Origin of the sequence: Salinibacter pepae (assembly GCF_947077775.1) — a bacterium.
Lineage (GTDB): Bacteria > Bacteroidota > Rhodothermia > Rhodothermales > Salinibacteraceae > Salinibacter > Salinibacter pepae.
The window spans coordinates 475,575-499,577 of the sequence record NZ_CAMTTE010000001.1; the positions used below are offsets into that span (position 1 = coordinate 475,575).

Here is a 24,003-nt window from a genome sequence, read left to right on the forward strand (position 1 = left end):
ATGCGGTATTTAAATCTAGAATGGATCGTGCGGAGTGGGAGGGGGGGAGCGAACGAAGTGACGAACACGGCCCGCAGACCGAGTCGCCGGTTCGCACTTCGCACTCCGCAATTAGTCGAGCGTCACCTCGAGCCCGAGCCCCTGAAGCTCCCGGACGAGCACGTTGAAGCTCTCGGGGACGCCGGGCGAGGGCAGGTTCTCGCCCTTCACAATCGACTCGTAGGCCTCGGAGCGGCCCTCGACGTCGTCGGACTTGAAGGTGAGCATCTCCTGCAACGTGTTGGAGGCCCCGTAGGCGTAAAGGGCCCAGACTTCCATCTCCCCAAGGCGCTGCCCACCGAACTGAGCCTTTCCGCCCAGCGGCTGCTGCGTGATGAGGCTGTAGGGGCCGATGGACCGGGCGTGCATCTTGTCCTCGACAAGGTGCTCCAGCTTCATCATGTAGATCTGGCCCACCGTCGTCTTCTCGTCGAACGGCTCGCCGGTGCGCCCGTCGTAAAGCTGCACCTTTCCGTCGCGGGGGAGGCCGGCCTTCTCCAGCTCGTCGCCCACGTCTTCGAGCGACGCGCCGTCGAAGATCGGGGTCGCGTACTTGACCCCAAGCCGGTCGCCCGCCCAGCCGAGAAGCGTCTCGTAGATCTGTCCCAGGTTCATCCGGGACGGCACCCCGAGCGGGTTTAGCACCAGGTCCACAGGCGTGCCGTCGTCGAGGAACGGCATGTCCTCGACCGGCGCAATCTTCGCGATCACGCCCTTGTTGCCGTGGCGGCCAGCCATCTTGTCGCCCACCTCAATCTTCTTCTTCCGCGCCACGTAGACCTTCGCCATCTGCACGACGCCGGAGGGCAGCTCGTCGCCCATCTCGACCTGGTGCTTCTGGCGCTTGGTGGTGCCCTCGATGTCGCGGCGGCGCGACTTGTAGTTCCGAAGGAGCGTGCTGATCTGGCCATTCAGCTCCTCGTCCTCGGTGAACTCGGCACGGGTGCTCAGGTCGGACGGGTCGACCTCGTCGAAGGCGTCTTCCTCAAAGGCCGCGCCTTCCGTGAGGAGGACCTCGCCCTCACGGTCTTCGAGGCCGGCGCTCGTCGCGTCCTCGACCAGGGCAAAGAATTTCTCCCAGAAGCGCTCGTTGAGGTCGTCCAGCTTGCGCTCGTGATCACTCTCGATGTTTTCGAGGCGCTTCTCCTCCATCTTCTTGGAGGCCGGGTCGAGCTCACGGCGGCTAAAGAGCCTGGTGTCGATCACGACGCCGCCCTCCATGCCCGGCTTGGCCTTGAGGGACGCGTCCTTCACGTCCCCGGCCTTGTCCCCGAAGATGGCGCGGAGCAGCTTCTCCTCCGGCGTGGGGTCGGTTTCGCCCTTCGGCGTAATCTTCCCGACGATGATGTCGCCCGGGGTGATTTCGGCCCCCACGCGGACAATGCCCCGCTCGTCGAGGTCCTTCGTCGCCTCCTCGCTCACGTTCGGAATCTCGCGGGTCAGTTCCTCCTCACCGCGCTTCGTGTCGCGCACCTCGTGCTCAAACTCCTCGATGTGGACCGAGGTGTACACGTCGTCGGCCACGAGGCGCTCGCTGATCACGATGGCGTCCTCGTAGTTGTACCCGTGCCAGGGCATGAAGGCACAGAGCACGTTCTTGCCGAGGGCAAGCTCGCCCTTCTCCATCGCGAAGCCGTCGGTGAGGACCTCGCCCTCCTCCACGCGGTCGCCCGCCTGGACGATGGGCTTCTGGTTCATGCACGTGCCCTGGTTGGTCCGGCGGAACTTGGTCAGCTCGTACTCCTGAACCGGCTCGCCGAAGGTCAGGTCGGTCTTGTCCTGCTCTTCGTCGTAGCGCACGACGAGGCGCTCCGCGTCTACGTACTCGACGACGCCCTCGCCCTCGGCCACCACGCAGGAGCGGGAGTCCTTCGCCACCCGTCCCTCGAGACCGGTCCCGACGATCGGGGAGTCGCTTCGGAGCAGCGGCACACCCTGCCGCTGCATGTTCGATCCCATCAGCGCGCGGTTCGCGTCGTTGTGGGAGAGGAACGGCACGAGGCTGGCCGACGGCGAGACGATCTGGTTCGGCGCCACGTCCATGTAGTCGACCTCCTCCGGCTCGACGATGGGGAAGTCTCCCTGGTGCCGGCAGCGCACCTCGTCGCGCTCGAAGTGCCCGTCGTCGTCGATTGGGGCGTTGGCCTGGGCCACCGTGGCCTGGTCCTCCTCTTCGGCCGAGAGGTATTCGACCCGGTCGGTCACCCGGCCGTCCTCCACCACGCGGTAGGGGGTTTCCAGGAAGCCAAAGTCGTTGATCGTGGAGTGGACGCAGAGGGACAGCATCAGCCCGATGTTCGGCCCCTCCGGTGTCTCGATGGGACAGAGCCGCCCGTAGTGCGTGTGGTGGACGTCTCGAACCTCGAACCCGGCCCGTTCGCGGGTCAGCCCGCCCGGCCCCAGCGCCGACATGCGGCGCTTGTGGGTCATCTCGGCCAGGGCGTTGGTCTGGTCCATGAACTGGCTGAGCTGGTTGGTCCCGAAGAACGTGTTGATCACGCTCTCAATGGTCCGGGCGTTCACCAGGTCCTTCGGCGTAAACTTGTCGGCGTCCCGCAGATTCATGCGCTCCTTGATGGTCCGCGCCATGCGGGCCAGGCCCAGGGAGAACTGGGACCCAAGCTGCTCGCCAACGGACTTCACGCGGCGGTTGCTGAGGTGGTCGATGTCGTCGGCCGTGCTCTCTCCATTCTGGAGCCGAATGAGCTCACGGACGATGCCGACCACGTCCTCCTTCGTGAGGACCTTCTCGTCGGTGTCCACGTCGACGTCCAGCCGGGCGTTCATGCGGTGACGCCCCACATCGCCCAGGTCATAACGGTCCTCGTTGAAGAAGAGTCGCTCAAGGGCCTCCCGGGCGGAGTCGAGATCGGGCGCTTCGCTCCCGCGCAGCTTCTCGTAGATGACCTCAAGGGCCTCCTCCTCTGTGTGGGAGGCGTCCTTCTGGAGGGTTTCCACGAGCGTACTCTTGTCGAGTGCCTCGTCCTCAACATCCTCTCGCACGAGATAGAGGCGGCTCACGTCGTACTCGTCGAGCTCCTCCCAATCCCCCTCCTCCAGCTCGTGCTCGGCGGGCAGCAGCACCTCGCGCTCCATCTCTTCGTCGACCACTTCTCCGGTGTCCTCGTCGACAATCTCGATCGTCTTCTCGATCGTGACGCTTGTTGCGAGCTCGCGGCCGAGGTGCTCTTCGAACTCGTCTTGGTCGCCGATGTCAACCGCGTCGGCCAGGTCGAACATCTTCACGATCTCCTCGTCGCTGGAGAAGCCCAGCGCACGAAGCAGCGTGGTGACGGGCACCTTCTTCTTGCGGTCGACATAGGCCCACAGCACGTCACGGACGTCCGTGGAGAACTCCATCCACGACCCGCGGAAGGGAATCACGCGGGCGCTGAACAGCTCCGTGCCGTTCGAGTGAATCTCCTTCTCGAAGAACGCACCGGGGCTGCGGTGGAGCTGGGAGACGATTACCCGTTCGGCTCCGTTCACGATGAACGTCCCGCGGTCGGTCATGAACGGAAGCGTCCCCAGGTATACCTCCTGCTCGATCGCCTCGATCGCCTCTTCGCCCCCTTCCTCCTCCTTGCTCGTGAGACGGAGGGTGGCCTTTAGGGGAATCGAGTACGTGAGGCCCTGCGCGATGCACTCCTCAACCGTGTGCTTCGGGGCGTCGAGCTCGTAGTTGACGAACTCAAGGGTGTAGCGGTCCCGGTTGTCCTTGATCGGGAAGTGCTCGTTGAAGACCGCCTGGAGGCCAACGTCCTCCCGGTCGGCGGGCGGCACGTCGTCCTGCACAAAGTCGTGGAACGTCTTCAGCTGGACGTCCAGGAAGTCCGGATAATCCCACACCTCCGGAATGTCCGCAAAGCTTTCGCGCGGATCCGGGTCCACAAGGTGACCGGGGGTGGTGATGTCTCCGTTTAAAAAGGTCGGCATAGGCTGTAGGTATCGCTCGCGTGAATATACTGCGTTCGCAAAACATCCGACACGCCGGACGGCACGGGTGCGAACACCGTGCGTGGGGCCTCGGAAGCAGGGGGAGTCATGTCTGTCGTCGGGGGGCGCAGGCACGTGAGCCACCGGTCAAACCACAAGCCGCCGTTCCGGTGCTCGGTACGTCAGGATGCGCAGCGCCGTTCTGCGACCGGCCTTGCAGGCTCATTCGCGACAGTCCACGAGTCGGGCTCAAAGATGGAGAAGACGACCGCCGGAACCACCGCTTCCGGCATGAGACACAGGCCCTGGCTGAGCAAGAGGCCCCGCGGGCAAGGCTCACCCGAGAAAGTACACTCAGACAGGACGGCATCTACGGTCGTCCGTGACGGTTTGTTTCAGGGCCGCCCTTCAGGTTTTCGGGGGATTCCCCCCAAAGAAGCCAAAGGCCAATCCCGAGCACGTTCGGGACGGGACCCGAATCGTCCAGGATCGGCCTTCGCGGGCAAGAAGCCTCTCACCGGCGCGACAGGGCTCGTCTCCGCCCGGTCTTGGCTTTGCTCATTCATGTGGAGGCAGGCGCCTACTGGAGCTCAACCTCGCCCCCGGCGTCTTCAATCTGCGCCTTGAGGTCGTCGGCCTCCTCCCGGGAAACGCCTTCGCTCACCGGATTCGGTGCCTCGTCCACGAGCGACTTGGCCTCCTTGAGGCCCATGCCCGTGATGGAGCGGACCTCTTTAATAACCTGAATCTTGTTGCCCCCAATGCCGGTGAGCACAACGTCGAATGCCGTCTGCTCTTCCTCCTCGGCATCTCCGTCGGCACCGCCTCCGCCATCGGCCGCCACGGCAACTCCCGCCGAGGCCGGCTGGATGTCGTATTCCTCTTCAAGATGATTCGCGAGCTCGTTGGCTTCCTGGATGGTAAGCCCAACAAGCTGTTCGGCGAGTTCTTCGATGTCAGCCATAGGTTTGATTGTGTAGTTGGTCCTGCGGCGGTCTTGGCGCCGACCACAATCGGCGCTGCGCCGCGAATTAAGGCGAGTGTGGATGGTCGGGACGCCGGTGGACTGAACCTCGTTTGTGAGGCCGGAACGCCACCTGCGCTACTCGTCTTCCTCTTCGTCCGCGAGGGACTGGAGCAGGCCGGACAGACGCTGCCCGGGCCCCTGGAGGCCGCCGACCAGGTTCTGGGCCGGTGCCAGCAGGCGACCAATGACCTCCCCGATCAGCTCCTCGCGCGACTTCAGCTCCGCAAGCGTGTCGAGCGCCTCCGGATCGTCGTACATGTCGCCCTCAATCCAGGCGACCTTCAATTCCGGGCGGCCCAGCTCTTCCTCCTCCAAAAAGTCCTGGAGAACCCGAGCGGGCTTGGCCGGGTCTTCGCTGAAGGCGATGGCCGTAGGCCCCGCAAAAAACTCTTCCAGGGCGTCCTTCCCCTCGATGCGATCAAGGGCGAGGCGGGCCAGGGTGTTCTTGGTAACCTGATACTCGACGCCCGCCTCCCGAAAGCGCCCCCGGAGGTCGTTCGACTGGGCGACGGTCAGGCCCTCAAAGTTGGTTAGGTAGATAATCGGGTACTCGTTGAGCTTCTCCCCGATCTCTTCGATGATTTCGGCTTTCTCGGCTCGGTTCTTCGACATGGAATGGGCAAGTTGGTCGGTGTGCAACGACGACGGCCAGGGGCGACGGGGCTACCGGGCTTCACTGAGCACGGAGCTCCGCTCCACACGCACCGGCGGCCCCATCGTGGCCGACAGCGTGATCGAGCGCAGGTAGAGCCCACCCGCCGAGGCCGGCCGGAGCCGAATGACCTCGCGGAGGAGCGCCTGGGCGTTCTCGTACAGCTCGTCGGGGGAAAAGGACGCCTTTCCGATGGGGGTGTGCAGGTTGCCACTCTGATCGACACGGAACTCAATCTTTCCGGCCTTGATCTCTTCGATCGCGTCGGCCACGTCCATCGTGACGGTTCCGCTTTTTGGGTTCGGCATGAGGCCGCGCGGGCCCAGAATGCGCCCGAGCTGCCCCACCTGCCCCATGACGTCCGGCGTGGCAATGGCCACGTCAAAGTCGAGCCAGTTTTCCTCCTCGATGCGCTCGATGTATTCGTCGAGCCCCACGTAGTCGGCGCCTGCCTCCTCGGCCTCCTGCTGCTTGCCCTCACTGGCCAATACCAGCACGGTGACTTCTCGGCCGGTGCCGTTGGGAAGGGTGATCGACCCTCGCACCATCTGGTCGGCGTGCTGCGGGTCGACGCCGAGACGAAGGTCGAGGTCAATCGACTCGTCGAAATTGGCGGTTGCGGTTTCTTTCGCCAACTCTGCGGCCTCTCGCAGCTTCACAGGATCGCCCTGCTCCTCCACGAGCTCGTTGGCGTCTTGGTATCGTTTGCCTTCAATGTTTGCCATAACAGATGCGGTTGTGTGGTACGGACGTCCCCCCGATCGGTACCGAGGCGACTCCCACGTGAACAACGAATGCGGCGACAATACGGATCGGAGCGGTCGTCCCCCAAGAGGTCGTCCCCTAAGAGGACGGGGGGCCTACTCGTGGGCCGGCCTGCCCTCGACGGTAATTCCCATGGACCGGGCCGTGCCCGCCACCATGCTCGCCCCCTTCTCCACGGTGTGGGCGTTCAGGTCCTGAAGCTTCTGGTCGGCAATGTCCAGGCAATCGTCCCAGGTGACCGTGCCGGCATCGTCCCGAAGCGGGTCGCCCGCGGCGGTTTCGATGTCGGCCTTCTGCTTCAGAAGAACGGATGCCGGCGGGCTCTTGACGATGAAGTCAAAGGAGCGGTCGGCGTACACCGTAATCTCGACCGGGAGGAGCGTCCCCATCCGGTCTTCGGTGCGGGAGTTGAATGCCTTGCAGAACTCCATGATGTTCACGCCGTGCTGCCCGAGGGCCGGGCCGATGGGCGGGGCGGGGTTGGCCTGTCCGCCCTTGATTTGAAGCTTGATGGTTTGTTCGACCGGTGCTGCCATGTGCGTATGGGCGGTACAAACGTCGCCCGATGGGAGTCGGGCCCACTTCCGCCGGTTTGTTCGAGAAACACGAGAAAGGGCGACGGCTCCAGTGGCGCCGTCATTGCGAAGTGTGCGTTTACTCTTCGTGCTCGACCTGCAGGTAGTCGAGCTCAACAGGGGTCTTCCGCCCGAAGATGGAGACCATCACCTTGACCTTCATCTGATCGGGGTAGACGTCTTCTACAATCCCGTTGAAGCTGTCGAAGGGCCCGTCCACCACCTTCACCGGATCGCCCACCTTGAACGGCATTTCGGGCTGCTCCCCCATCTCCTCCGCACGATCCATCTTGCCGAGGATGCGCTTGATCTCCTCCTCGCGGAGCTGGGTCGGTTCGTCTCCGGTTCCTGTCGTCAAGAACCCGATCACCGACGGAAGATCCTCGGCAAGGTCGCGAAGGTCGGATGTGAGGGTGCAGTTGAGGAGGATGTATCCGGGAAAGAATGTTTTCTCTTTTGTCTTCTTCTCTCCCCCTTTCATTTCGAAGACCGTCTCCGTGGGAATCAGGATTTCCTCCACCTGATCCTCAAGCCCAATCCGCTCGATCTCACTTTCCAGGTACCGACGCACCTTTTTCTCATGGTTCGAGAACGTGCGGAGCACGTACCAGGTGTCTGTCTCTGTGTCTTCAGCCATAGCGGATGTCAAATGCCTGCAGCAGTCGATGCGCGGCCCACCATTTTGGGTTATACCCGGTAGAGGATCTCCAGGATTCGCTGGATGACCTGGTCGGCCAGAAATATAAATCCGGAGACGATCAGTGTGGCGACGATCGTGATGAGCGTGCTACTGATCAGTTCGTCACGGCCGGGCCAGTTCACCTTCTCCATCTCCGCAACGACGTTTTTCAGGTACTCACGTATCCAGGTCATGGGCAAAGAGTCAGATGAGCAGACCGTGGCCTGCGACAGAACGCGCTCGTCGGAGCGGCTTGCCAACACGAGAAAGGCCGATTCGAATGGGCATTTACCCGACCCGTAGTGCGGCACGGACGGGAGGACTCGAACCCCCAACCGGCGGATTTGGAGTCCGCTGCTCTCCCAGTTGAGCTACGTCCGCGAATGCGGTGTGGGGAACGCCTCGTCGGTGCGGCCCGCCCAGGGTCGGTGGACGAAACGCATCGAGGACCGCCCCGACACCGAAAGTGCCCTAGTCCAGGATGTCGGTCACCACCCCGGCGCCGACCGTGTGCCCCCCCTCCCGAATCGCAAACCTCAACCCCTCCTCCAGCGCCACCGGCTCAATCAAACTCCCCTCAAACGTCGCGTTGTCCCCCGGCATCACCATCTCTACCCCCTCCGGCAGCTCAATCGACCCGGTCACATCGGTCGTCCGAAAGTAAAACTGCGGCTGGTACCCGTCGAAAAACGGCGTGTGACGACCCCCCTCCTCCTTGCTGAGCACGTACACCTCACACTCAAACTCCTTGTGCGGCGTCACCGTCCCCGGCTCCGCCAGCACCATCCCCCGCTTGATCTCCTCCTTCTCAATCCCACGGAGCAAAATCCCCGCGTTGTCCCCCGCCTCCCCCTCCTCCAGCGTCTTGTTGAACATCTCAATGCCGGTGACCACCGAGTCCATCTTCTCCTCCTGCATCCCGACAATCTCAATCTCATCCTGCAACTCAACCTTCCCCCGCTCAATCCGGCCGGTCACCACCGTCCCCCGGCCCGTGATCGAAAAAATATCCTCCACCGGCATCAAAAACGGCTTCTCCACGTCCCGCTCCGGCGTCGGAATGTACTCGTCAACCGCCGCCATCAGCTCCATGATCTTCTCCTCATGCTCCTCGCTGGACTCGAGGGCCTGCAGCGCCGACCCCCGCACCACCGGCACCTCATCGCCAGGAAACTCGTACTCGGTCAAAAGCTCCCGGACCTCCATCTCCACCAGCTCCAGCAGCTCCGCGTCGTCGACCAGGTCGGTCTTGTTCATGAACACCACCAGGTAGGGCACCCCCACCTGTCGCGCAAGCAAAATGTGCTCCCGGGTCTGCGGCATCGGGCCGTCGTCGGACCCCACCACAAGAATCGCCCCGTCCATCTGCGCCGCCCCCGTCACCATGTTCTTCACGTAGTCCGCGTGCCCCGGGCAGTCGACGTGGGCGTAGTGCCGGTTCTCCGTCTCGTACTCGACGTGGGACGTCGCAATCGTAATGCCGCGCTCCCGCTCCTCCGGCGCGTTGTCGATCGCCTCAAAGGTCTGCTCCGCCGCCCCGCCGACACGCTCGGCCAGTACCTTCGTGATCGCCGCCGTTAAGGTCGTCTTCCCGTGGTCGACGTGACCGATCGTTCCTACGTTCACATGCGGCTTCTCCCGCGCAAACTCTTCCTTGGCCATAACGTCTATGTGGTGGTCGTATTCAGGGTGAATCGGAGTGGATGCAGGACACCCGCCGGGATGCGGCGGAAGGGGCCTTCGCCTCAGGGGCGTCCGCAGCAGACGCCCCCATAGCATTTGCTGTGCAGTCTGAAAAAACCTTCCATGTCATGCAGGGTTCCGGCGCGACACTGACTTCACTGGCTTTCCAACTCTGACGTTTTCGTCTCCGAGGTCTGCTCTTGGGCGCGTATCGCCACGTAGGGAGACTTCGGGGCCCAACGTTTGGTTCCGGCTCCCGACAGACGCAGAGGCGACTCGTGCCGTGCAGCTCCTGTGTCCCGCCAGTATTCGCACACTTCTTCCCGTTTTCCGGCGCGCATTTAGACCAATGGCGTCGCGTACCGGTTGCAGCGAAGGCAGATCTGCGTATACTTTCTCTTCTCCTATAGTCCGCTTCCTCATCGTATGGACCCACAGTTGCTAATTGTATTTGCGATCCTAGGGCTCACTGTCGCCCTGATTGTGACCGAGGCATTTCGGATTGACGTGGTGGCAATCCTGGCCATGCTCTCGCTGGTCTGGGCCGGCAGCATCACACCGGAGCAGGCACGGTCGGGCTTCTCAAGCAATGCTGTCTTCGCCATCATTGCGGTCATGATTATGGGGCGGGGCCTTTACAAATCGGGCATCACCGAGCGGATCGCAAATTTCATTCTGCAGGTTGCAGGGGCGGGGCGGCGTCAAATCATCTCCACAGTATCGGTCACCGTCGGGCTGATGTCCGGCCTCATGCAAAACCTGGGGGCGGCCGCCCTCTTTCTTCCCGTTATGACCGGCATTTCGAAGCGGGAACAAATTTCCATCTCTAGCCTCCTGATGCCGATGGGCTTCGCCGCCCTGCTCGGGGGCACCCTGACAATGGTCGGAACGAGCTCACTGATCGTTCTCAACGACCTCCTTACGGCCCGGGGCCTCTCGACGTTTGGTCTCTTCAGCGTCTTCCCCATCGGGCTCGTCCTGCTGATCGTGGGCGTCGGGTACTTTTCTCTTCTCGGCCCGTACGTGCTTCCCTCCAAGCGCGAGGAGAGCGACACGACCTCCCCCGGCCAAAAGCTACTGAACGTATGGGGCCTCTCGGATAGCATCTATACCTTCCAAATCCCCAGTGGCAGCGCCCTCATCGGGAAATCCGCCGAGGAGTCCCGAATGGGCGCCAACTACAATATCAACCTGTTGGAGGTGTACGACGACGAGCAGTCGGACTACGACATTTGGCGGGAGATCCGGTTCCAGAAGCAGCAGAAGATCGTCGTCCAGGGCCAGGAGGGAGACGTCGAGGCCTTCAAAAACACCTACGGCCTTGAACTGACCGAAGAGGAAGACAAGTCGGATCTTGGATCGAGCGGCGGGTACATAGAGGTTGTCATTCCGGCCCGGTCCAGTCTCGTGGGGAAGACCCTGCGGGACGTGCCGCTCCGCGACACCTACAACGCGCAGGTGGTGCTCTTTTTCAGTGAAAGCGAGGTGGTGGAGAAGGGCTGGGCCGACCGGGTCATTCAGGCCGGGGACACGATGGTCCTGCACGCGAAGTGGGAGAGCCTGGAGTTCTTCAGGCAGAGCGAAAACTTTATCACCGTGACCCCACTGGAGTATGAGCCCAAACATCCCGAGAAGGCCTGGCTGTCGGTGGGCAGCTTCGCCGGAGCGATCGGGCTGGTCCTCGCCCTCGACCTTTCCATCTCCATCGGCTTTCTTACCGGGGCCATCGCCATGATTCTTGGCGGCGTGCTGACGATCGAAGAGGCCTATCGGTCGGTCGAATGGAAAGTCGTCTTTCTGATCGCGGGCCTCATCCCCATCGGCATCGCCATGGAGGAATCGGGGGCCGCCTCGGTCATTGCCCAAACCCTGGTGGCCCTGGTCCAGGGCGTCCATCCGTTCCTAATCTTGTTCTCCCTGGGCCTGTTGATGACCTTCTTCTCCCTGGTCATGTCCAACGTGGCGGCCACCGTTCTCATGGTGCCCCTCGTGCTTGAGATGGCCGGCACCATCGACCTCACGGCACAGGTGTTGGTCCTTCAGGTGGGGCTCTGTGCGGCAAACTCGTTCATTCTGCCCACCCACCACGTGAACGCCCTCCTCATGACGCCGGGTGGCTACCGCGTCCCGGACTACCTCCGTGCCGGGAGCGCTCTGTCGCTCATCTTCGTGCTCGTCACCACCACAATGCTTTATCTGTTCTACCTGTAAGCGCCCGTCCCGAAGGGGATCGTCTCGGCACGTGCGCCTGCTTCACACAATGCACACAGAGAAACCCGAGGGCTCTTCCACTGGTACCTTTTTGTCCATACTGCAGGGGTTTGCTTGCGCCCGCAGTATCAACTTGACCCGCCGTCTTTCTTTTGACGACTCCGTTCATCCATGAGGTCCCGTTCCGCTAGAAGTCAGAAGGTACAACCTCATACCCGAAGTGGAGAGCTTACCTCCCAGTCCGGCATCATCACTGGACGCCTGGCCGACTGGGCCGATGCCCTGGAGACGACGAGCTCCGAGCTGCTGGACGCCATGGACCGCGCCGGCATCGAGCCCCTCATCGATACGGGGGCGTCCAAGGACGGAGAAGGCCACGACCGCCCGACCAACCCTGAACTCCGCTGCATCGCGATGACGGAGGCGGACGTGGGTCGCGTAAGCGCCGAGCTGCTCGAAATTTCTCCTGTGGCGCGCGAGTAGGAAGCGCCTCCCCCCATGCCCGTGCCCACCGCCGCGTTCAGGGGACACGGCCAGCTCGGGCGGGCCTTGCTCCGAGCCCACACTCGTCTTCGGACTGGACGAAGGGCAGTGGCCCGGGCTGCCTATCTGGGGACCTTCTGCCCCACGAGATTTGCGGCCTCGTCCATCAGGCGTTTGAAGCGGTGGGCGGTCGGCACGCTCTCGAACGAGAGCTCCCACCGATTCATCTCCACGCGGGTCAGCGTAAAATCCGACGGATCGAATCCTGCCGGTACGGCAAGGTGAATGACCGCGTACATGCGCTTCTTGCTGTCGGTCGTCACGGTTACGACGGCCCCGTGACGCTCGACATCGATCGGTATCATTGCCTTAACTGCTTTTGGGGAAATCGCGGGGATGTCACCGCCCCAACAGGGCCCTCAGGCCTCCAGAGGCGACGTAGGGATGGGTGTTTTACTCTTGAGGCGCACGAACCACCGCCCCGCCCGACGCCGCCCGGTGCACGGTTGCCCCCTGGGTGGGCGTCAAGGACTGCAACGAGGAGTTGGTCTTCGGGCTGGACTGCGTAAGAACCGTCTCTAGACTTCCGTTGGGCCCGTCTACGCTAATCGTCACGGCCCGAACCTCGGGCGGTTCGGGGTTGTCTTTCCCCTCCACATCTTTGACGACTCGGAAGGTGAAGAGGGTAAGGTCCTCTCTATTCTGGATGTCTTCCTTGCCGTAGCCATCTCCGTTTTCGTCTTTGAGTGCTGTATCGCCGAGAGTGACTTCGGTGCTGCCCACTGCCTTCACGTTCGTTCCCTCGGCTGTTACCTGAATGGACGTGCCCGGAGCCAGCGGATTCTCATTCTGCACGTCTCGCACCGTCAATTCGTAGGTCTGGGGCAGATCCGTCGGGCTCGGCTCGATTTTCATGGGATCAACCTTTACCTCCGGCCGCCCCGAGAAGACAACGGGAATCGTCTCGACGATCCTGTTCTCGTTGCCCGTCTCCGCCGGGTCGGGGCAGTTGTCGGGGTTCACGATTGTATTGACGTCGTCGGTCCCCACCGTACTGGCCTGCACGGTGGCAACCCCACCGAGCGGCAACGGATTTGCGGACGTGAGCGTGACAGATCCTTGTCCCTGATCGTCGGTCTGGACAGAGCCCCCGATGAGCCCCGCGTTCGTACTGAAGGAAACGGAGGTGCCCGGCACCACGGGGTTCCCGTACTTGTCCCCCACGAACACCTGGACCGGGGTCGTTACACCCGGATTCTCGAAACCAGGGAAGTTTGTCCGTTCCGGGGCGAGGCTGAAGTGGCATTTGTTGGGAAGCCCCCCGTGAATAGAAAGCCCCACCGGCTTGGACCGGAAGGTCGTCCCGTCGGGCCGTTCGGTCCGGGCCACCACCTGTACCACGCCCGCCTCCTTTCCGCTCGATACATTCACGGTGGCCTGCCCCTGCCCGTTGGTCTCCACGGTGCTCGGGGTCAGGCTGGCCCCTTCGGGCCGCTGTCCGAATCGGAAGTCCACGTCCACGGCCTGGTCCGCCTGGATGGCCTTCCCGGTCGAGTCGACAACCTGGAACGTCAACCGCGCGATGCTTGTCCCCCCGCTCTCCTGCACGCGAATCGAACTGGCCGACTGGTCCTGCAACACAATGTCGGTGGGACGTCCGGGCTCTCGGTTTTCTTCCCCCCCAATCTCGAGCGTAAAGCTCAGGTCGGACGCCCCCGCATCGGGCGATGCCTGCCGCGTCTGCTGAACATCCACCCCCTTTTTCGACACCGTGATGACGATCTCCGTGGGCTCGTCCACGTCGATTCGCTCATTGAAGCGCCCCGTCGAATCCGTTGTGGTCGTCTCTTCGACCTGCTCGCCCGTCTCGTCCGTGAACTGAATGACGACCTGCGCACCCACCACGGGGTCAGAGGCGGCGTTGAGCACTTGGCCGGCCACGGTCGCGTCGCCGGAGCCGCCCCCGCCGAGGTCACAGCCAAGTCCAACAGTCAAAAGAAGAACGGCCGCTAGGACGAGGGACAGCGGTCGACCGGCGCGGAGAGAACAGAACATGGAACCGGAGCGGGAGTCGGAAGCCAGCGCATCATCATGATGCGGCAAGAAGCATTCCGGAATCTGCCTGCCCCGCGTGGGGCGCCACACAAACCGACTGGGGACCGGCGGTTTCTCGGGTCGTCTCTGAGTTCAGCACGGCCTAAAAACAACAAACAGAAGAGCAATGCGCCCGACGGAAAGCAGGGTTTGCCCCGTGTCGCCGTAGAGACGGGTCCTCGGCCCGATTTTCGTGTACTTTTGGAGGATTATTTTTGACTCTTGATCATCCAAAAGATGACACTGCGGCCGGGCCGAACCGGGAGGGTGCCTTTCGTAACGGCAGAGCTGGTGTTTTTACACTCCGGGCCTTTCACGGCCTCGGGGCCGTGCGCCATCGGCCGCTCTCTCCCGGTCAGGGGCCGCCCGTTGGGAGGAGTGATGAAAGGGATGAATCAGAAAGCAGTGTCGGGATCCAGACGGTGGGCTCCCGTGGTGGGCCCGGACTGGGTGGACCTGGCAACGGACCGCCCGGCGCACATTAGAGCCCCCGCTGTCTCCTCCTCAAGGGTCGTCGGAGGCCCCTGAGCCTCCCCCGACGGCCCCATCTCCTTGGGGCCGAGAGCGATTTTGCTGGGCCGGATCGTCGGCCCGAAGCGACGTGTCGCCTCGTGCCTCCACGGAGAAGTCCGAGGCCCGCTCCTCGATTCGAAGCCGGAGATGTTGCTGTCGCGTCAGTTCCAGAAGCGCCAGGAAGGTCGCAATGACGAAGCCGCGCGATTCTCCCTGAATCAGGGCCCGAAAGGAGACCCGGGGCTCGCGACGCAGGCGCTCGATCACGTACTGCTGCTGTTCCTCGACGGTGTATTCGAGCGGCTCGACCTCATGGATGGGCTCGTCGGCCTCGTCCTCCTCGTCGGCCTCGAGGACTCGCCCGAGCGCCTCGACCAACTCGTAGACGGACGCATCGACCTCTGCGTCGTGGGATTCTTCGATGCGCTCCCGGTCCGAGGACGCGTCCCCCCGCACGAAGTGCTCGCGACGTCGCTCCCGACGGGTGGACAGTTGGTCGGCCGCCTCTTTGAAGCGCACGTACTCCAGAAGGCGCTCCACCAACTCGCGGCGCGGATCGACGGATTCTCCGTCCTCGTCGGCCTCCTGTGAGGGCAGGAGCATGCGGGCCTTGATGTTGATGAGGAGGGCCGCCATGTAGATAAAGTCGCCCACGCCGTCGAGGTCGATTTCCTCCATTACACGGACGTACGCGAGGTACTCGTCCGCGATGCGGGCGATGGGGATGTCGTAGATGTCGATCTCGTCCCGCTTGATGAAAAACAGGAGGAGGTCCATCGGGCCCTCAAATTGCTCCAGCTCAACGCGGTACATGTCCGCTCGTGCCGTTGTGGAAAGGACGACGGCGCTTGTCTGGCCCTCAGTGACGGAGCCGTTCACTGCAGTTCATCATACCCGCTCGGGTGGCGTCGGTGCCATTCCCAAGCGGAGCCGATGATGTCGTCGAGGGCGCTGCGTTCCGGGGCCCATCCGAGCTCCTCCCGGATCTTGTCGCTGCTTGCGATGAGGACCGGTGGGTCTCCGGGGCGGGGAGCGCCCTCCTCGGCGGGAATCTCGTGGCCCGTAACGCGGCGGGCCGTCTCGATGACCTCCCGCACGCTGTATCCCTTCCCGTTGCCCAGGTTATACACGCGGCTTCCATCGTCCAGGGCGTTCAGGGCCAGGACGTGCGCCTGCGCGAGGTCGAGCACATGGACGTAGTCGCGCACGCACGTGCCATCGGGGGTATCGTAGTCGTCCCCGAAGATGACAATCTTGTCGCGCTGACCAAGCGCGACTTCCAGCACGATGGGGATGAGGTGCGTCTCGGGGTCGTGGTCCTCGCCCTGATGGGGCCCGGCGGCCCCGGCCGCGTTGAAGTAGCGGAGCGCGGCGTAGGAGAGGTCCTCGGTTTCGTCGAGCCAGTGGAGGGTCCGCTCCAGAATAAACTTTGACTCGCCGTAGGGGCTTCCCGGATCGACCGTCACGTCCTCGTCGATGGGAATGCGTTCCGGGGTGCCGAACAGGTTCGCGGTTGAGGACAGGATGAAACGATCCACGTCGTGCTCCACGGCGGACTTCATCAGGTTAATTCCGCACCGCACATTTTCGTCGAGATAGAGGAACGGCTCTTCCATCGACTCCCCGACCAGGGTATGCGACGCGAAATGCATGATCGCCTCGGGTCGATGCTCGGCGAGGGTGCGATCAATCCGTCCACGGTCGTTCAGGTCCCCGTGAACGAAGGCCGCATCGTCCGGCACCGCCGCCCGGTGCCCCTGCGACAGGTTGTCGAGCACGATCACGTCGTTTCCGGTCTCGACGAGTTGGCGGGCGACGGTGCTTCCGATGTACCCGGCCCCTCCAGTAACAAGAACGCGCATAAACGTCGGCTCGGGGGTGTGATTCATTGCAACGGCGAACGGCCCCGATATACTTCGGGCCTATACAAAAGGCGAGAGCCCAGGGGCCCTCGCCTTTTGTGCAATCGCATGTGCCGTCGGGCCCCGGGCAGGAGCCGGGGCCGTCTCGGCTACTCGTTCTGCTCTCCATTTTCTTCGGAGACGAACGGCTTTCGCGTAAGGCGCATCTTGCCGTCGTCGTGGACCTCGAGGAGATGCACCTTCACCTTGTCGCCCACCTCAAGGTAGTCCTCAACGTTCTCGACGTAGTCGTAGTCGATCTCGGAGACATGGAGCAGGCCCGTCTTCTCGGGCATGATCTCGACGAAGGCCCCGAAGTCGCGGATACCCTTGACGGTGCCGACGTAGTCCTCGCCCTCTTCCGGCACGGCCACGATTTGCTTGATCCGCTCGATGGCGGCCTCGGCGTCGTTCTGATTGGTGGCCGCGATCGTCACGATGCCCACGCCGTCTTCCTCCTCGACCGTGATCTCGGTGTTCGTCTCTTCCTGAACGCTCTTGACGACCTTCCCGCCCGGGCCAATGACGGCCCCAATCCGGTCGGGGTCGATCGTGAGCTTGGTGAGGCGCGGGGCGTGGCTGGACAGCTCTGCCCGCGGCTCCGCAATGGTCTCCTCCATGCTGTCGAGAATGTGGTGACGCGCGTCTCGAGACTGCTTCAGGGCCTTCAGCATGACGTCGCGGGACAGGCCCTCGATCTTCATGTCCATCTGACAGGCCGTGATGCCGTCCCGGGTCCCCGTGAGCTTGAAGTCCATGTCGCCCAGGTGGTCCTCCTGGCCGAGGATGTCGGTGAGGACGGTGGTCTCGTCCTCCTCCTGCACGAGCCCCATCGCGATGCCGGCCACTGGCTTCTCGATGGGCACCCCGGCATCCATGAGGGCCAGGCTGCCGGCGCAGACGCTGGCCATGGAGGAGGAGCCGTTCGACTCCATGACGTCGGCGTTGATGCGGATCGTATACGGGAACGCGTCCTGCTCCGGGATGACCGGCCGCAGGGCCCGCTCCGCGAGCATGCTGTGGCCGATTTCGCGGCGCTTGGGACCCCGCAGGTAGCTGGCCTCGCCCACCGAGAACGGCGGGAAGCGGTAGTGGAGGTAGAACGACTTGTCCGTGTCGGCGAAGACCTCGTCGACCGGCTGCACGTCGTCCGACGTGCCGAGCGTAATGGAGCCGAGCACCTGCGTCTCCCCTCGCGTGAAGATGGCGGACCCGTGGACACGCGGCAGATAACCGACCTCCATCCAAAGATCCCGAACGTCGGTCTGGTCGCGTCCGTCGATGCGCTTGCCCTCCTCAACGATCATGTTGCGCATCTCGTCCTTCTCCACCTCCCCAATGGCGTCGCGGATGTCCGAGGCGGTGTAGCCCTCCGGGGTTTCGGACGCATCGCCGAGCACGTTGTCGACGGCCTGGTCCTTGAGGGCCCCGATCCCGCCGTGAAACGTCTCTTTGCTGTACGGCCCGTGGATGTGGTCGGCCACCTTCGGTCCGTACTCCTCTCGCATGCGCTGCACCAGTTGCTCCGGCACGCGGTCGGCCTCCCACTCAAACGGCTCGGGCTCGCCCGCCTGCTCCACGAGACGGTGTTGTCCCTCACAGAGCCGACGAATCGACCGGTGGGCCACGTCGAGGGCCTCGATCATGCTCTCCTCGCTGATCTCTTCGGCCTCCCCCTCCACCATGACGAGAGCGTCTTCCTTCCCCGCCACCACGAGGTCGATGTCACTCTCTTCGGTCTGCGGCATCGTGGGGTTTACAATGTAGTCCCCATCCACACGGCCCACGCGAACCTCCGCGAAGGGCCCCGCGAAGGGCGCCCCCGACAGCATGAGGGCCGCGGACGACCCCACCCCGGCAATCACGTCGGCGTCGAAGTCCTGGCCGGCCGAGATGACGAAGTTCACGACGTGGACGTCGTGGTAGAAGCCGTCCGGGAAGAGCGGCCGGATCGCGCGATCAATTAGCCGTGAGGTGAGCGTCTCCTTGTCGGTGGGACGCCCCTCGCGCTTGATGAACCCGCCCGGCACCTTCCCCCCGGCCGCAAACTTTTCCCGGTAGTCAACGGTGAGCGGGAAGAAGTTCGACTCGTTAACGGAGTCGCTGAGTGTGGCGGTGGAGAGCACCATCGTGTCTCCCAGCCGGGCCACGACGGACCCGTCGGCCTGCTTGGCGATGCGGCCGGTCTCCAGCGACAGCGATCGGTCGGGGACGAACTCGATGTCTTCAATGTGGGCTTCAGGCTTCATACGTCTCAATCTGCTACTCTCATAAGTCAACAAAAGGCGAAAGGGGTTCCGACGCGGGGCCGTCGGTTAGGGCACTCCGTATGCCCCCCGTATAGCAAACGGCCCCCCGGCGAGGCCGGGACGCCGCATTGCGGAGCGGGCTACTTTCGGAGCTCCAGTTCATCTCGGATGGTACGGTACCGCTCGATCTCGTTTTCCTGAAGGTAATTCAGCAACCGTCGGCGCTTTCCGACGAGATCAAGGAGTCCCTGCCGGGTGGAATTGTCGTTGGGGTGGTCTTCGAGGTGCTCCGTGAGGTGTTCGATCCGCTTCGTGAAGATCGCAATTTGCACCTCCGGGGTCCCTGTGTCGTTCGGTCCGTTGCCGAACCGGTCTATAATTTTCTGTTGCTCTTCTTGTGTAATCATCGTGCGGTGAAATACCTCTTTAGATTATGCCATGCTAAAGAAGAAACCGCGACTCCAGCGTGGGTTCGCGGGCGAACGTGCCGAACACCATCTTCGTCCCGGGACACCGGAACAGCGAGCAGCCGTCAAGCCTGTGTTCGGATAACGGTTCTGCAACGCTCTTCGTCTTCAGAAAGTTGCGCCGCCAGTGCCTCCGCGGATTCAAACTTCTGTTCGGCCCGCAATCTTTGCAGGAACTCAACAGAGAGGGAGGCCCCGTACAGGTCGCCCTCATAGTCGAGGAGATGCACCTCGACGGTGACGTCCATTTCGTCGAACGTGGGCCTGCTTCCGATATTCATCATGCCCCCCCGACGGTCCCCATTCGGAAGCGTGACCGCAGTGGCGTAGACCCCTTGCTTCGGGACCAACGTGCGGGCGTCCCCGAGGGCAAGGTTCGCGGTGGGGTAGCCGAGCTTGCGTCCGCGCCCCTGGCCCCTCGAAACGACGCCCTGGAGCTGGTACGGGCGTCCGAGCCGGTCGGTCGCCTGTTCAACGCGCCCCTCCTCTACCAGCAGGGATCGGATGGTACGGGACGATACAACGTCGTGGTCGACTTCCTGCGGGGGGATGACGTCCACCGAAAACCCGTATTCCCCCCCGAACTCCCGAAGGGCCTCCACGTCGCCAGCCCGGTCTTTCCCGAATCGATGGTCGTACCCGACCGTGATCTCCTGGACGCCGATTCGGTCCACGAGCACCTCTTCAACGTAGGCCGTGGGGCTGAGCTGCGCAAAGTCGTCCGAGAACGGAACAACCACAAACCGATCGAGGCCAAGGCGTTCGAGCAGGTCCGCCCGCTCGGCCACGGTCGTCAGGAGCGGGACCTCTTCGTCGTGCACTACGGCTCGGGGGTGGGGATCAAACGACACGAGCGTGCTGGGTCCGTTCTGGGCCTCGGCCCGGTCCTGCAGGTACTCGATGATCGCTTGGTGGCCACGGTGCACGCCGTCAAAGGTCCCAACGGTGACAACCGATTGGGGGTCACAGCTGATGGCATCCCATCCAATCTCACGCTTCATAGGGAATCGGCTCGTCCTTGGTCAGCGGATCCGGCAGGGGCCAGAGGCGGCATGCAGACGGCCTCGAAGTGGACGTAGGCCCCAAAAGCAGAGAAGGACGGTTGGCGAGAGGGGAGCGCGCCGTTCCTTCTTTCCGGCCGGCATGCTCATTCACGAGCACCAGCGGAATCTTCTCCGTCCTCGAGCCGCCGCTCCCGCTCCTCGCGGATGCGGTCAAACAGATTCTCCATCCGCTTGGCTTCTTCCAGCGACTCGTCGTGGAAAAATTTGAGCTCCGGAATTTCTCGAACCTTGTGCCGGATGCGAGACGCCAGTTGGTTCCGAATTTCGTCCGCGAGGCTCTCCAGCTGCCGGAAGGTGGCCTCCCGTTCTTCGGCGGTGTCCCCCATCACACTCGCATACAGGTACGCGATGGAGAGGTCGCCGGTCACTCGGGCGCGGGTGATCGTCACCATCGGCTGGAGCCGGTCTGCGTACTCGCGCTGCAGAATGCGGGCAACCTCGCGCTGGACGAGCTCCGCGACGCGTTCGGTATATACACTCATGGTGGGCGGGAGGTAGGGGTGAAACCATCAGAGGACGGGGCCGAGCCAGAAGCGGCGTCGGCGTGGCGGAGCGAAGTTAGACCTCAAGCTCCCGTGCCTCCTCAACAATTACGTAGGTTTCGAGCTCGTCCCCAACCTTCAGGTCGTCGAAGTTTTCGATCGAGAGCCCACACTCGTACCCGCTCTGGACCTCATTGACGTCCTCCTCAAAGCGCTTGAGCGAGCTGATCTCTCCCTCGTACTGCACAACGCCGTCCCGCACAAGACGCACCTTTTGGTTTCGCCCCACGGTGCCCTCGTTGACGTAGCACCCCGCCACCATTCCTACGTCGGGGACGCTGAAGGTGTCTCGGACCTCGGCCCGCCCCTTTGTCTCTTCGCGGCGCTCGGGGGAGAGCAGTCCCTCCAGGGCATCGCGGACGTCCTCGATGGCCGCGTAGATGACCGAGTAGGTCCGAATGTCGACCTCTTCTCGCTGGGACGCCTCACGGGCCCCGGACGTGGGACGCACCTGGAAGCCAAGGATGATGGCGTCCGAGGCGCGGGCCAGCATCACGTCGCTCTCGGTGATGGCCCCCACGCCGCTGTGGATCACATTGACGGCCACCTCGTCGGTCTTCAGCTTCAGGAGGGCGTCGGAGAGGGCCTCGACAGAACCGCCCACGTCGGCCTTGATGATAAGGTTGAGCTCGTGGAACTCGCCCTCGGCCATCTGGCGGCTGACCTGATCGAGCGACACCTGGCTCTGTCGCCGGAGCTCCTGCTCGCGGTGGATCCGCTGGCGCTCCTGGGCCACGTCTCGGGCCTCGCCCTCGCTGTCCATGACGACGAATTGGTCGCCAACCTCCGGCGATCCGTCGCACCCGAGGACAAGGGCCGGTTGGGACGGCCCCACGGACTCAATGCGGTTGTCCCGCTCATTGAACATGGCACGGACGCTTCCGCTGTGAATCCCGGCCAGGAAGGGATCGCCCGTCTCGAGGGTGCCGTTTTGCACAAGAACGGTAATCACGTTCCCGCGGCCCTTTTCCAGCCGGCTCTCGATGATGACGCCGGAGGCTTCCCGGTTGGGGTTGGCCTTCAGCTCCATGATCTCGGACTGCAGAAGGACCTTGTCGAGCAGCTCATTGATGCCGTCTCCCGTCTTCGCGGACACCTCGGCGGACTGCACGTCCCCGCCGTACTCCTCCACGAGCACGTTTTGGTCGGCAAGCTCGGCCCGCACTTTTTCGGCGTCCGCCTCGCGCTTGTCCATCTTGTTGATGGCCACCACGATGGGCACGTCGGCGGCCTGAGCGTGGTTGATCGCCTCCTTCGTCCGCGGCATGACGGAATCGTCCGCGGCGACGACCAGGATCACGATGTCGGTGGCCTTGGCCCCACGGGCACGCATGGCGGTGAAGGCCTCGTGGCCCGGCGTGTCTAGAAAGGCAATCGCCTCGTTGTCGTGATCGGTGAGTTCTACGTAGTGGGCCCCCACGTGCTGCGTGATGCCCCCCTCCTCCCCGGCCACCACGTTGGCGTTTCGGACGTAGTCGAGCAGGGAGGTTTTGCCGTGGTCGACGTGTCCCATCACCGTCACGACCGGGGCGCGCGGTTCGAGGTCTTCCGGGTCGTCCTCCTCAACCTCGACGGCCTGCGTGTCCCGCTCCGCGACAAACTCAACCTCGTAGCCGTACTCGTCGGCGACGAACTCAATCGTCTCCGTGTCGAGACGCTGGTTGATGGACACCATCATGCCCGCGTCGAACAACGTGTCGATCACGTCGCTCACCGGCTCCCCGATCAGATTTGCGAGCTCGCCGGTCGTGACGAACTCGGTCACTTCGAGAATATTTTCCTGCTCGCGCTTGCGCTCTCGGCGGCGCTGCCGCTCCTCCTCGTGTCGCTTGCGCCGGCGGCGCCGGCGGCGCTGGCGTTCGCGGCTGGCGCCCTGTTCCAGCTCCTGGAGCGTCTCTTGAAGCGTCTGCTCAATGTCCTCCTCGTCGGGGCCCCCACCACCGCCGCCCTTCTGCTTCTTCCCTTTGCTCTTGCTCTTCTTTTTACTCTTGTCCTTCTTGTCCTTTTTGCTGCTCTTGTCTTTGTCCTTGTCTTTATCTTTCCGCTTGCGCTTGCGATCCGGACGCTGAAGTTGATCGCTGTCCATCTTGCCGACCACGCTGGGCCCCTTGAGACGGTAGCGCCCGGCCTTGAGCGTCTCCCCCTCTTCTTCCGACTCGTCGTCCGCCGCTTCGTCAGCCCCTTCGGCCGGGGTCTCTGCCTCCGTCGTGTCGTCGGCCTCCCCTTCGGCCTGCGTCGATTCTTCCGGCGCCTCCGCGTCTTCATCGGAAGCGTGTTCGTCGGAAGCGTGATCGCCCGCCCCCTCGGCCGACGCTGTCTCCTTGTCGGCAGCCGACACGTCTTCCGCCTCCATCTCGGCGGCGGGCGTCTCGGGCTCCGCCTCGGTCGGTTCGGGCGCGGTGGATTCGGCCTCGGCGTCGTCTGCAGCATCCGCCTCCGTGGCCACGTCCGTATCGGAGGCCTCCTCGCCCGTGTCTTGGTCCGAAGCGTCCGCCTCGGCGTCCGGTTCTTGCGCGGCCTGCTCCTGCTCGTCCGCGATCGTCGCGTCGTCCTCATCGGCCGCGTCGTCGGGGGCCGTCTCGGCTTCGTCCGTGGGCGCTTCGTCCGCCGGTGCATCGTCGGCGTCCGCCTCGGCCCCGGAAGGCTCTGCCTCTGCGTCCGCGGGGGCCGTTGCATCCGGGGTGTCCTCTTCCGCCGGGGCCGCTTCCGGCGCTGCGTCCCCTGAGGCACGTGGTTCCTCCTCGTCGTCCGCGACAGCGGGCTCTGCCGCCTCTTCTGCCGCCTCTTCTGCCGCCTCGGTGGCGGACTCCGGCTCGGCCGCCTGTTCCTCATCAAGGGTGGCCACCTCGTCCCGCTCCGGGCCGCCGTCGTCCTCCTCTGAGCGGAGCTCCCGAATGCGGGCCGCCACTTCTGCGTCGTCGGCGTACTCCTCCCGCAGGACGAGGTACGCCTCCTCGTCGACAATCTTCGCGTTGAGGCCAGAACCGGAGAGGGCCTCTTCGTAGCCCTCCTCTTCCAGAAACTCTACCACGCGGTCCTCGGAAACATTCAGCTCCCGAACGACCTGAAAGAGCTTCTTCTCTTGAAAGTCTTTCGTCTTGGTTGCCATATGGCAATCGGTTG

The 24,003-nt window shown here is 63.4% G+C and carries 19 protein-coding genes and 1 tRNA gene; 2 read left to right on the forward strand and 18 right to left on the reverse strand.

Annotated features, from left to right (window positions below; all coding sequences use genetic code 11):
- Positions 1-111: 111 nt before the first annotated feature.
- The 9 genes from rpoB to tuf form a co-directional block, all read right to left on the reverse strand.
- On the reverse strand, positions 112-3,975 hold the full coding sequence (rpoB, locus tag OJA40_RS02105) for a DNA-directed RNA polymerase subunit beta (RefSeq protein ID WP_263791512.1): 3,864 nt from the start codon (positions 3,973-3,975) through the stop codon (positions 112-114).
- A 580-nt stretch (positions 3,976-4,555) separates the two neighbouring features.
- A complete protein-coding gene (rplL, locus tag OJA40_RS02110; RefSeq protein WP_011404503.1) occupies positions 4,556-4,939 on the reverse strand; it encodes a 50S ribosomal protein L7/L12 in 384 nt (127 codons plus the stop codon).
- A 138-nt stretch (positions 4,940-5,077) separates the two neighbouring features.
- Entirely contained in the window at positions 5,078-5,614 is a 537-nt protein-coding gene (gene rplJ / locus OJA40_RS02115) for a 50S ribosomal protein L10 (RefSeq protein WP_011404504.1), read from the reverse strand.
- A gap of 51 nt (positions 5,615-5,665) precedes the next feature.
- Positions 5,666-6,379 carry a 50S ribosomal protein L1 gene (gene rplA, locus OJA40_RS02120; RefSeq protein ID WP_208426652.1) on the reverse strand — a complete coding sequence of 238 codons (714 nt, stop codon included), beginning with the start codon at positions 6,377-6,379 and terminating at the stop codon, positions 5,666-5,668.
- Positions 6,380-6,514: 135 nt separating this feature from the next.
- Entirely contained in the window at positions 6,515-6,955 is a 441-nt protein-coding gene (rplK, locus tag OJA40_RS02125; RefSeq protein ID WP_208426651.1) for a 50S ribosomal protein L11, read from the reverse strand.
- Between the two features lie 118 nt (positions 6,956-7,073).
- Complete coding sequence (gene nusG, locus OJA40_RS02130) at positions 7,074-7,631, reverse strand: transcription termination/antitermination protein NusG (protein ID WP_011404507.1); 558 nt, start codon at positions 7,629-7,631, stop codon at positions 7,074-7,076.
- A gap of 50 nt (positions 7,632-7,681) precedes the next feature.
- Entirely contained in the window at positions 7,682-7,867 is a 186-nt protein-coding gene (gene secE / locus OJA40_RS02135; protein ID WP_208426650.1) for a preprotein translocase subunit SecE, read from the reverse strand.
- 114 nt (positions 7,868-7,981) lie between these two features.
- Positions 7,982-8,054, reverse strand: a tRNA-Trp gene (locus tag OJA40_RS02140).
- A 90-nt stretch (positions 8,055-8,144) separates the two neighbouring features.
- Positions 8,145-9,335, reverse strand: a complete 1,191-nt coding sequence (gene tuf / locus OJA40_RS02145) for an elongation factor Tu (protein WP_208426649.1) — start codon at positions 9,333-9,335, stop codon at positions 8,145-8,147.
- Positions 9,336-9,722: 387 nt separating this feature from the next.
- Here tuf and OJA40_RS02150 point away from each other — a divergent pair, with 387 nt between their 5' ends.
- A complete protein-coding gene (locus OJA40_RS02150; RefSeq protein ID WP_263809864.1) occupies positions 9,723-11,567 on the forward strand; it encodes an SLC13 family permease in 1,845 nt (614 codons plus the stop codon).
- A gap of 171 nt (positions 11,568-11,738) precedes the next feature.
- Positions 11,739-12,050 carry a hypothetical protein gene (locus tag OJA40_RS02155; RefSeq protein ID WP_011404510.1) on the forward strand — a complete coding sequence of 104 codons (312 nt, stop codon included), beginning with the start codon at positions 11,739-11,741 and terminating at the stop codon, positions 12,048-12,050.
- Positions 12,051-12,172: 122 nt separating this feature from the next.
- On the opposite strand, the gene OJA40_RS02160 is transcribed toward OJA40_RS02155, so the two are convergent.
- From OJA40_RS02160 to infB, 9 genes are all read right to left on the reverse strand, one after another.
- A complete protein-coding gene (locus OJA40_RS02160) occupies positions 12,173-12,415 on the reverse strand; it encodes a hypothetical protein (RefSeq protein ID WP_208425304.1) in 243 nt (80 codons plus the stop codon).
- Between the two features lie 88 nt (positions 12,416-12,503).
- A complete protein-coding gene (locus OJA40_RS02165) occupies positions 12,504-14,105 on the reverse strand; it encodes a carboxypeptidase regulatory-like domain-containing protein (protein ID WP_208425303.1) in 1,602 nt (533 codons plus the stop codon).
- 543 nt (positions 14,106-14,648) lie between these two features.
- Positions 14,649-15,470: a segregation and condensation protein A gene (locus OJA40_RS02170; RefSeq protein ID WP_208425302.1), complete on the reverse strand. Its 822-nt coding sequence runs from the start codon at positions 15,468-15,470 to the stop codon at positions 14,649-14,651.
- Between the two features lie 62 nt (positions 15,471-15,532).
- The gene (galE, locus tag OJA40_RS02175) at positions 15,533-16,519 is read right to left on the reverse strand and encodes a UDP-glucose 4-epimerase GalE (protein ID WP_263809010.1); all 987 of its coding nucleotides are present in this window, start codon (positions 16,517-16,519) and stop codon (positions 15,533-15,535) included.
- 149 nt (positions 16,520-16,668) lie between these two features.
- Positions 16,669-18,807 carry a polyribonucleotide nucleotidyltransferase gene (gene pnp / locus OJA40_RS02180; RefSeq protein WP_263809009.1) on the reverse strand — a complete coding sequence of 713 codons (2,139 nt, stop codon included), beginning with the start codon at positions 18,805-18,807 and terminating at the stop codon, positions 16,669-16,671.
- Positions 18,808-18,947: 140 nt separating this feature from the next.
- Positions 18,948-19,214 (reverse strand): 30S ribosomal protein S15, encoded by a 267-nt coding sequence (gene rpsO / locus OJA40_RS02185; protein WP_011404516.1) that lies wholly within the window; start codon positions 19,212-19,214, stop codon positions 18,948-18,950.
- Positions 19,215-19,339: 125 nt separating this feature from the next.
- Positions 19,340-20,275, reverse strand: a complete 936-nt coding sequence (locus OJA40_RS02190; protein WP_208425300.1) for a bifunctional riboflavin kinase/FAD synthetase — start codon at positions 20,273-20,275, stop codon at positions 19,340-19,342.
- A 146-nt stretch (positions 20,276-20,421) separates the two neighbouring features.
- Positions 20,422-20,820 (reverse strand): 30S ribosome-binding factor RbfA, encoded by a 399-nt coding sequence (rbfA, locus tag OJA40_RS02195; RefSeq protein WP_208425299.1) that lies wholly within the window; start codon positions 20,818-20,820, stop codon positions 20,422-20,424.
- 76 nt (positions 20,821-20,896) lie between these two features.
- Positions 20,897-23,989, reverse strand: a complete 3,093-nt coding sequence (infB, locus tag OJA40_RS02200) for a translation initiation factor IF-2 (protein ID WP_208425298.1) — start codon at positions 23,987-23,989, stop codon at positions 20,897-20,899.
- Positions 23,990-24,003: the final 14 nt, after the last annotated feature.

Excerpts from the sequence above, each read along its gene's own strand:
- pnp (WP_263809009.1), bottom strand. The coding sequence starts at position 18,807 with ATGAAGCCTGAAGCCCACATTGAAGACATCGAGTTCGTCCCCGACCGA.
- OJA40_RS02170 (WP_208425302.1), bottom strand. The coding sequence starts at position 15,470 with ATGTACCGCGTTGAGCTGGAGCAATTTGAGGGCCCGATGGACCTCCTC.
- rpoB (WP_263791512.1), bottom strand. The coding sequence starts at position 3,975 with ATGCCGACCTTTTTAAACGGAGACATCACCACCCCCGGTCACCTTGTG.
- rpsO (WP_011404516.1), bottom strand. The coding sequence starts at position 19,214 with ATGATTACACAAGAAGAGCAACAGAAAATTATAGACCGGTTCGGCAAC.
- nusG (WP_011404507.1), bottom strand. The coding sequence starts at position 7,631 with ATGGCTGAAGACACAGAGACAGACACCTGGTACGTGCTCCGCACGTTC.
- OJA40_RS02160 (WP_208425304.1), bottom strand. The coding sequence starts at position 12,415 with ATGATACCGATCGATGTCGAGCGTCACGGGGCCGTCGTAACCGTGACG.
- rplK (WP_208426651.1), bottom strand. The coding sequence starts at position 6,955 with ATGGCAGCACCGGTCGAACAAACCATCAAGCTTCAAATCAAGGGCGGA.
- galE (WP_263809010.1), bottom strand. The coding sequence starts at position 16,519 with ATGCGCGTTCTTGTTACTGGAGGGGCCGGGTACATCGGAAGCACCGTC.
- rbfA (WP_208425299.1), bottom strand. The coding sequence starts at position 20,820 with ATGAGTGTATATACCGAACGCGTCGCGGAGCTCGTCCAGCGCGAGGTT.
- rplL (WP_011404503.1), bottom strand. The coding sequence starts at position 4,939 with ATGGCTGACATCGAAGAACTCGCCGAACAGCTTGTTGGGCTTACCATC.
- infB (WP_208425298.1), bottom strand. The coding sequence starts at position 23,989 with ATGGCAACCAAGACGAAAGACTTTCAAGAGAAGAAGCTCTTTCAGGTC.
- rplA (WP_208426652.1), bottom strand. The coding sequence starts at position 6,379 with ATGGCAAACATTGAAGGCAAACGATACCAAGACGCCAACGAGCTCGTG.
- OJA40_RS02155 (WP_011404510.1), top strand. The coding sequence starts at position 11,739 with ATGAGGTCCCGTTCCGCTAGAAGTCAGAAGGTACAACCTCATACCCGA.
- tuf (WP_208426649.1), bottom strand. The coding sequence starts at position 9,335 with ATGGCCAAGGAAGAGTTTGCGCGGGAGAAGCCGCATGTGAACGTAGGA.
- OJA40_RS02190 (WP_208425300.1), bottom strand. The coding sequence starts at position 20,275 with ATGAAGCGTGAGATTGGATGGGATGCCATCAGCTGTGACCCCCAATCG.
- secE (WP_208426650.1), bottom strand. The coding sequence starts at position 7,867 with ATGACCTGGATACGTGAGTACCTGAAAAACGTCGTTGCGGAGATGGAG.
- rplJ (WP_011404504.1), bottom strand. The coding sequence starts at position 5,614 with ATGTCGAAGAACCGAGCCGAGAAAGCCGAAATCATCGAAGAGATCGGG.
- OJA40_RS02165 (WP_208425303.1), bottom strand. The coding sequence starts at position 14,105 with ATGTTCTGTTCTCTCCGCGCCGGTCGACCGCTGTCCCTCGTCCTAGCG.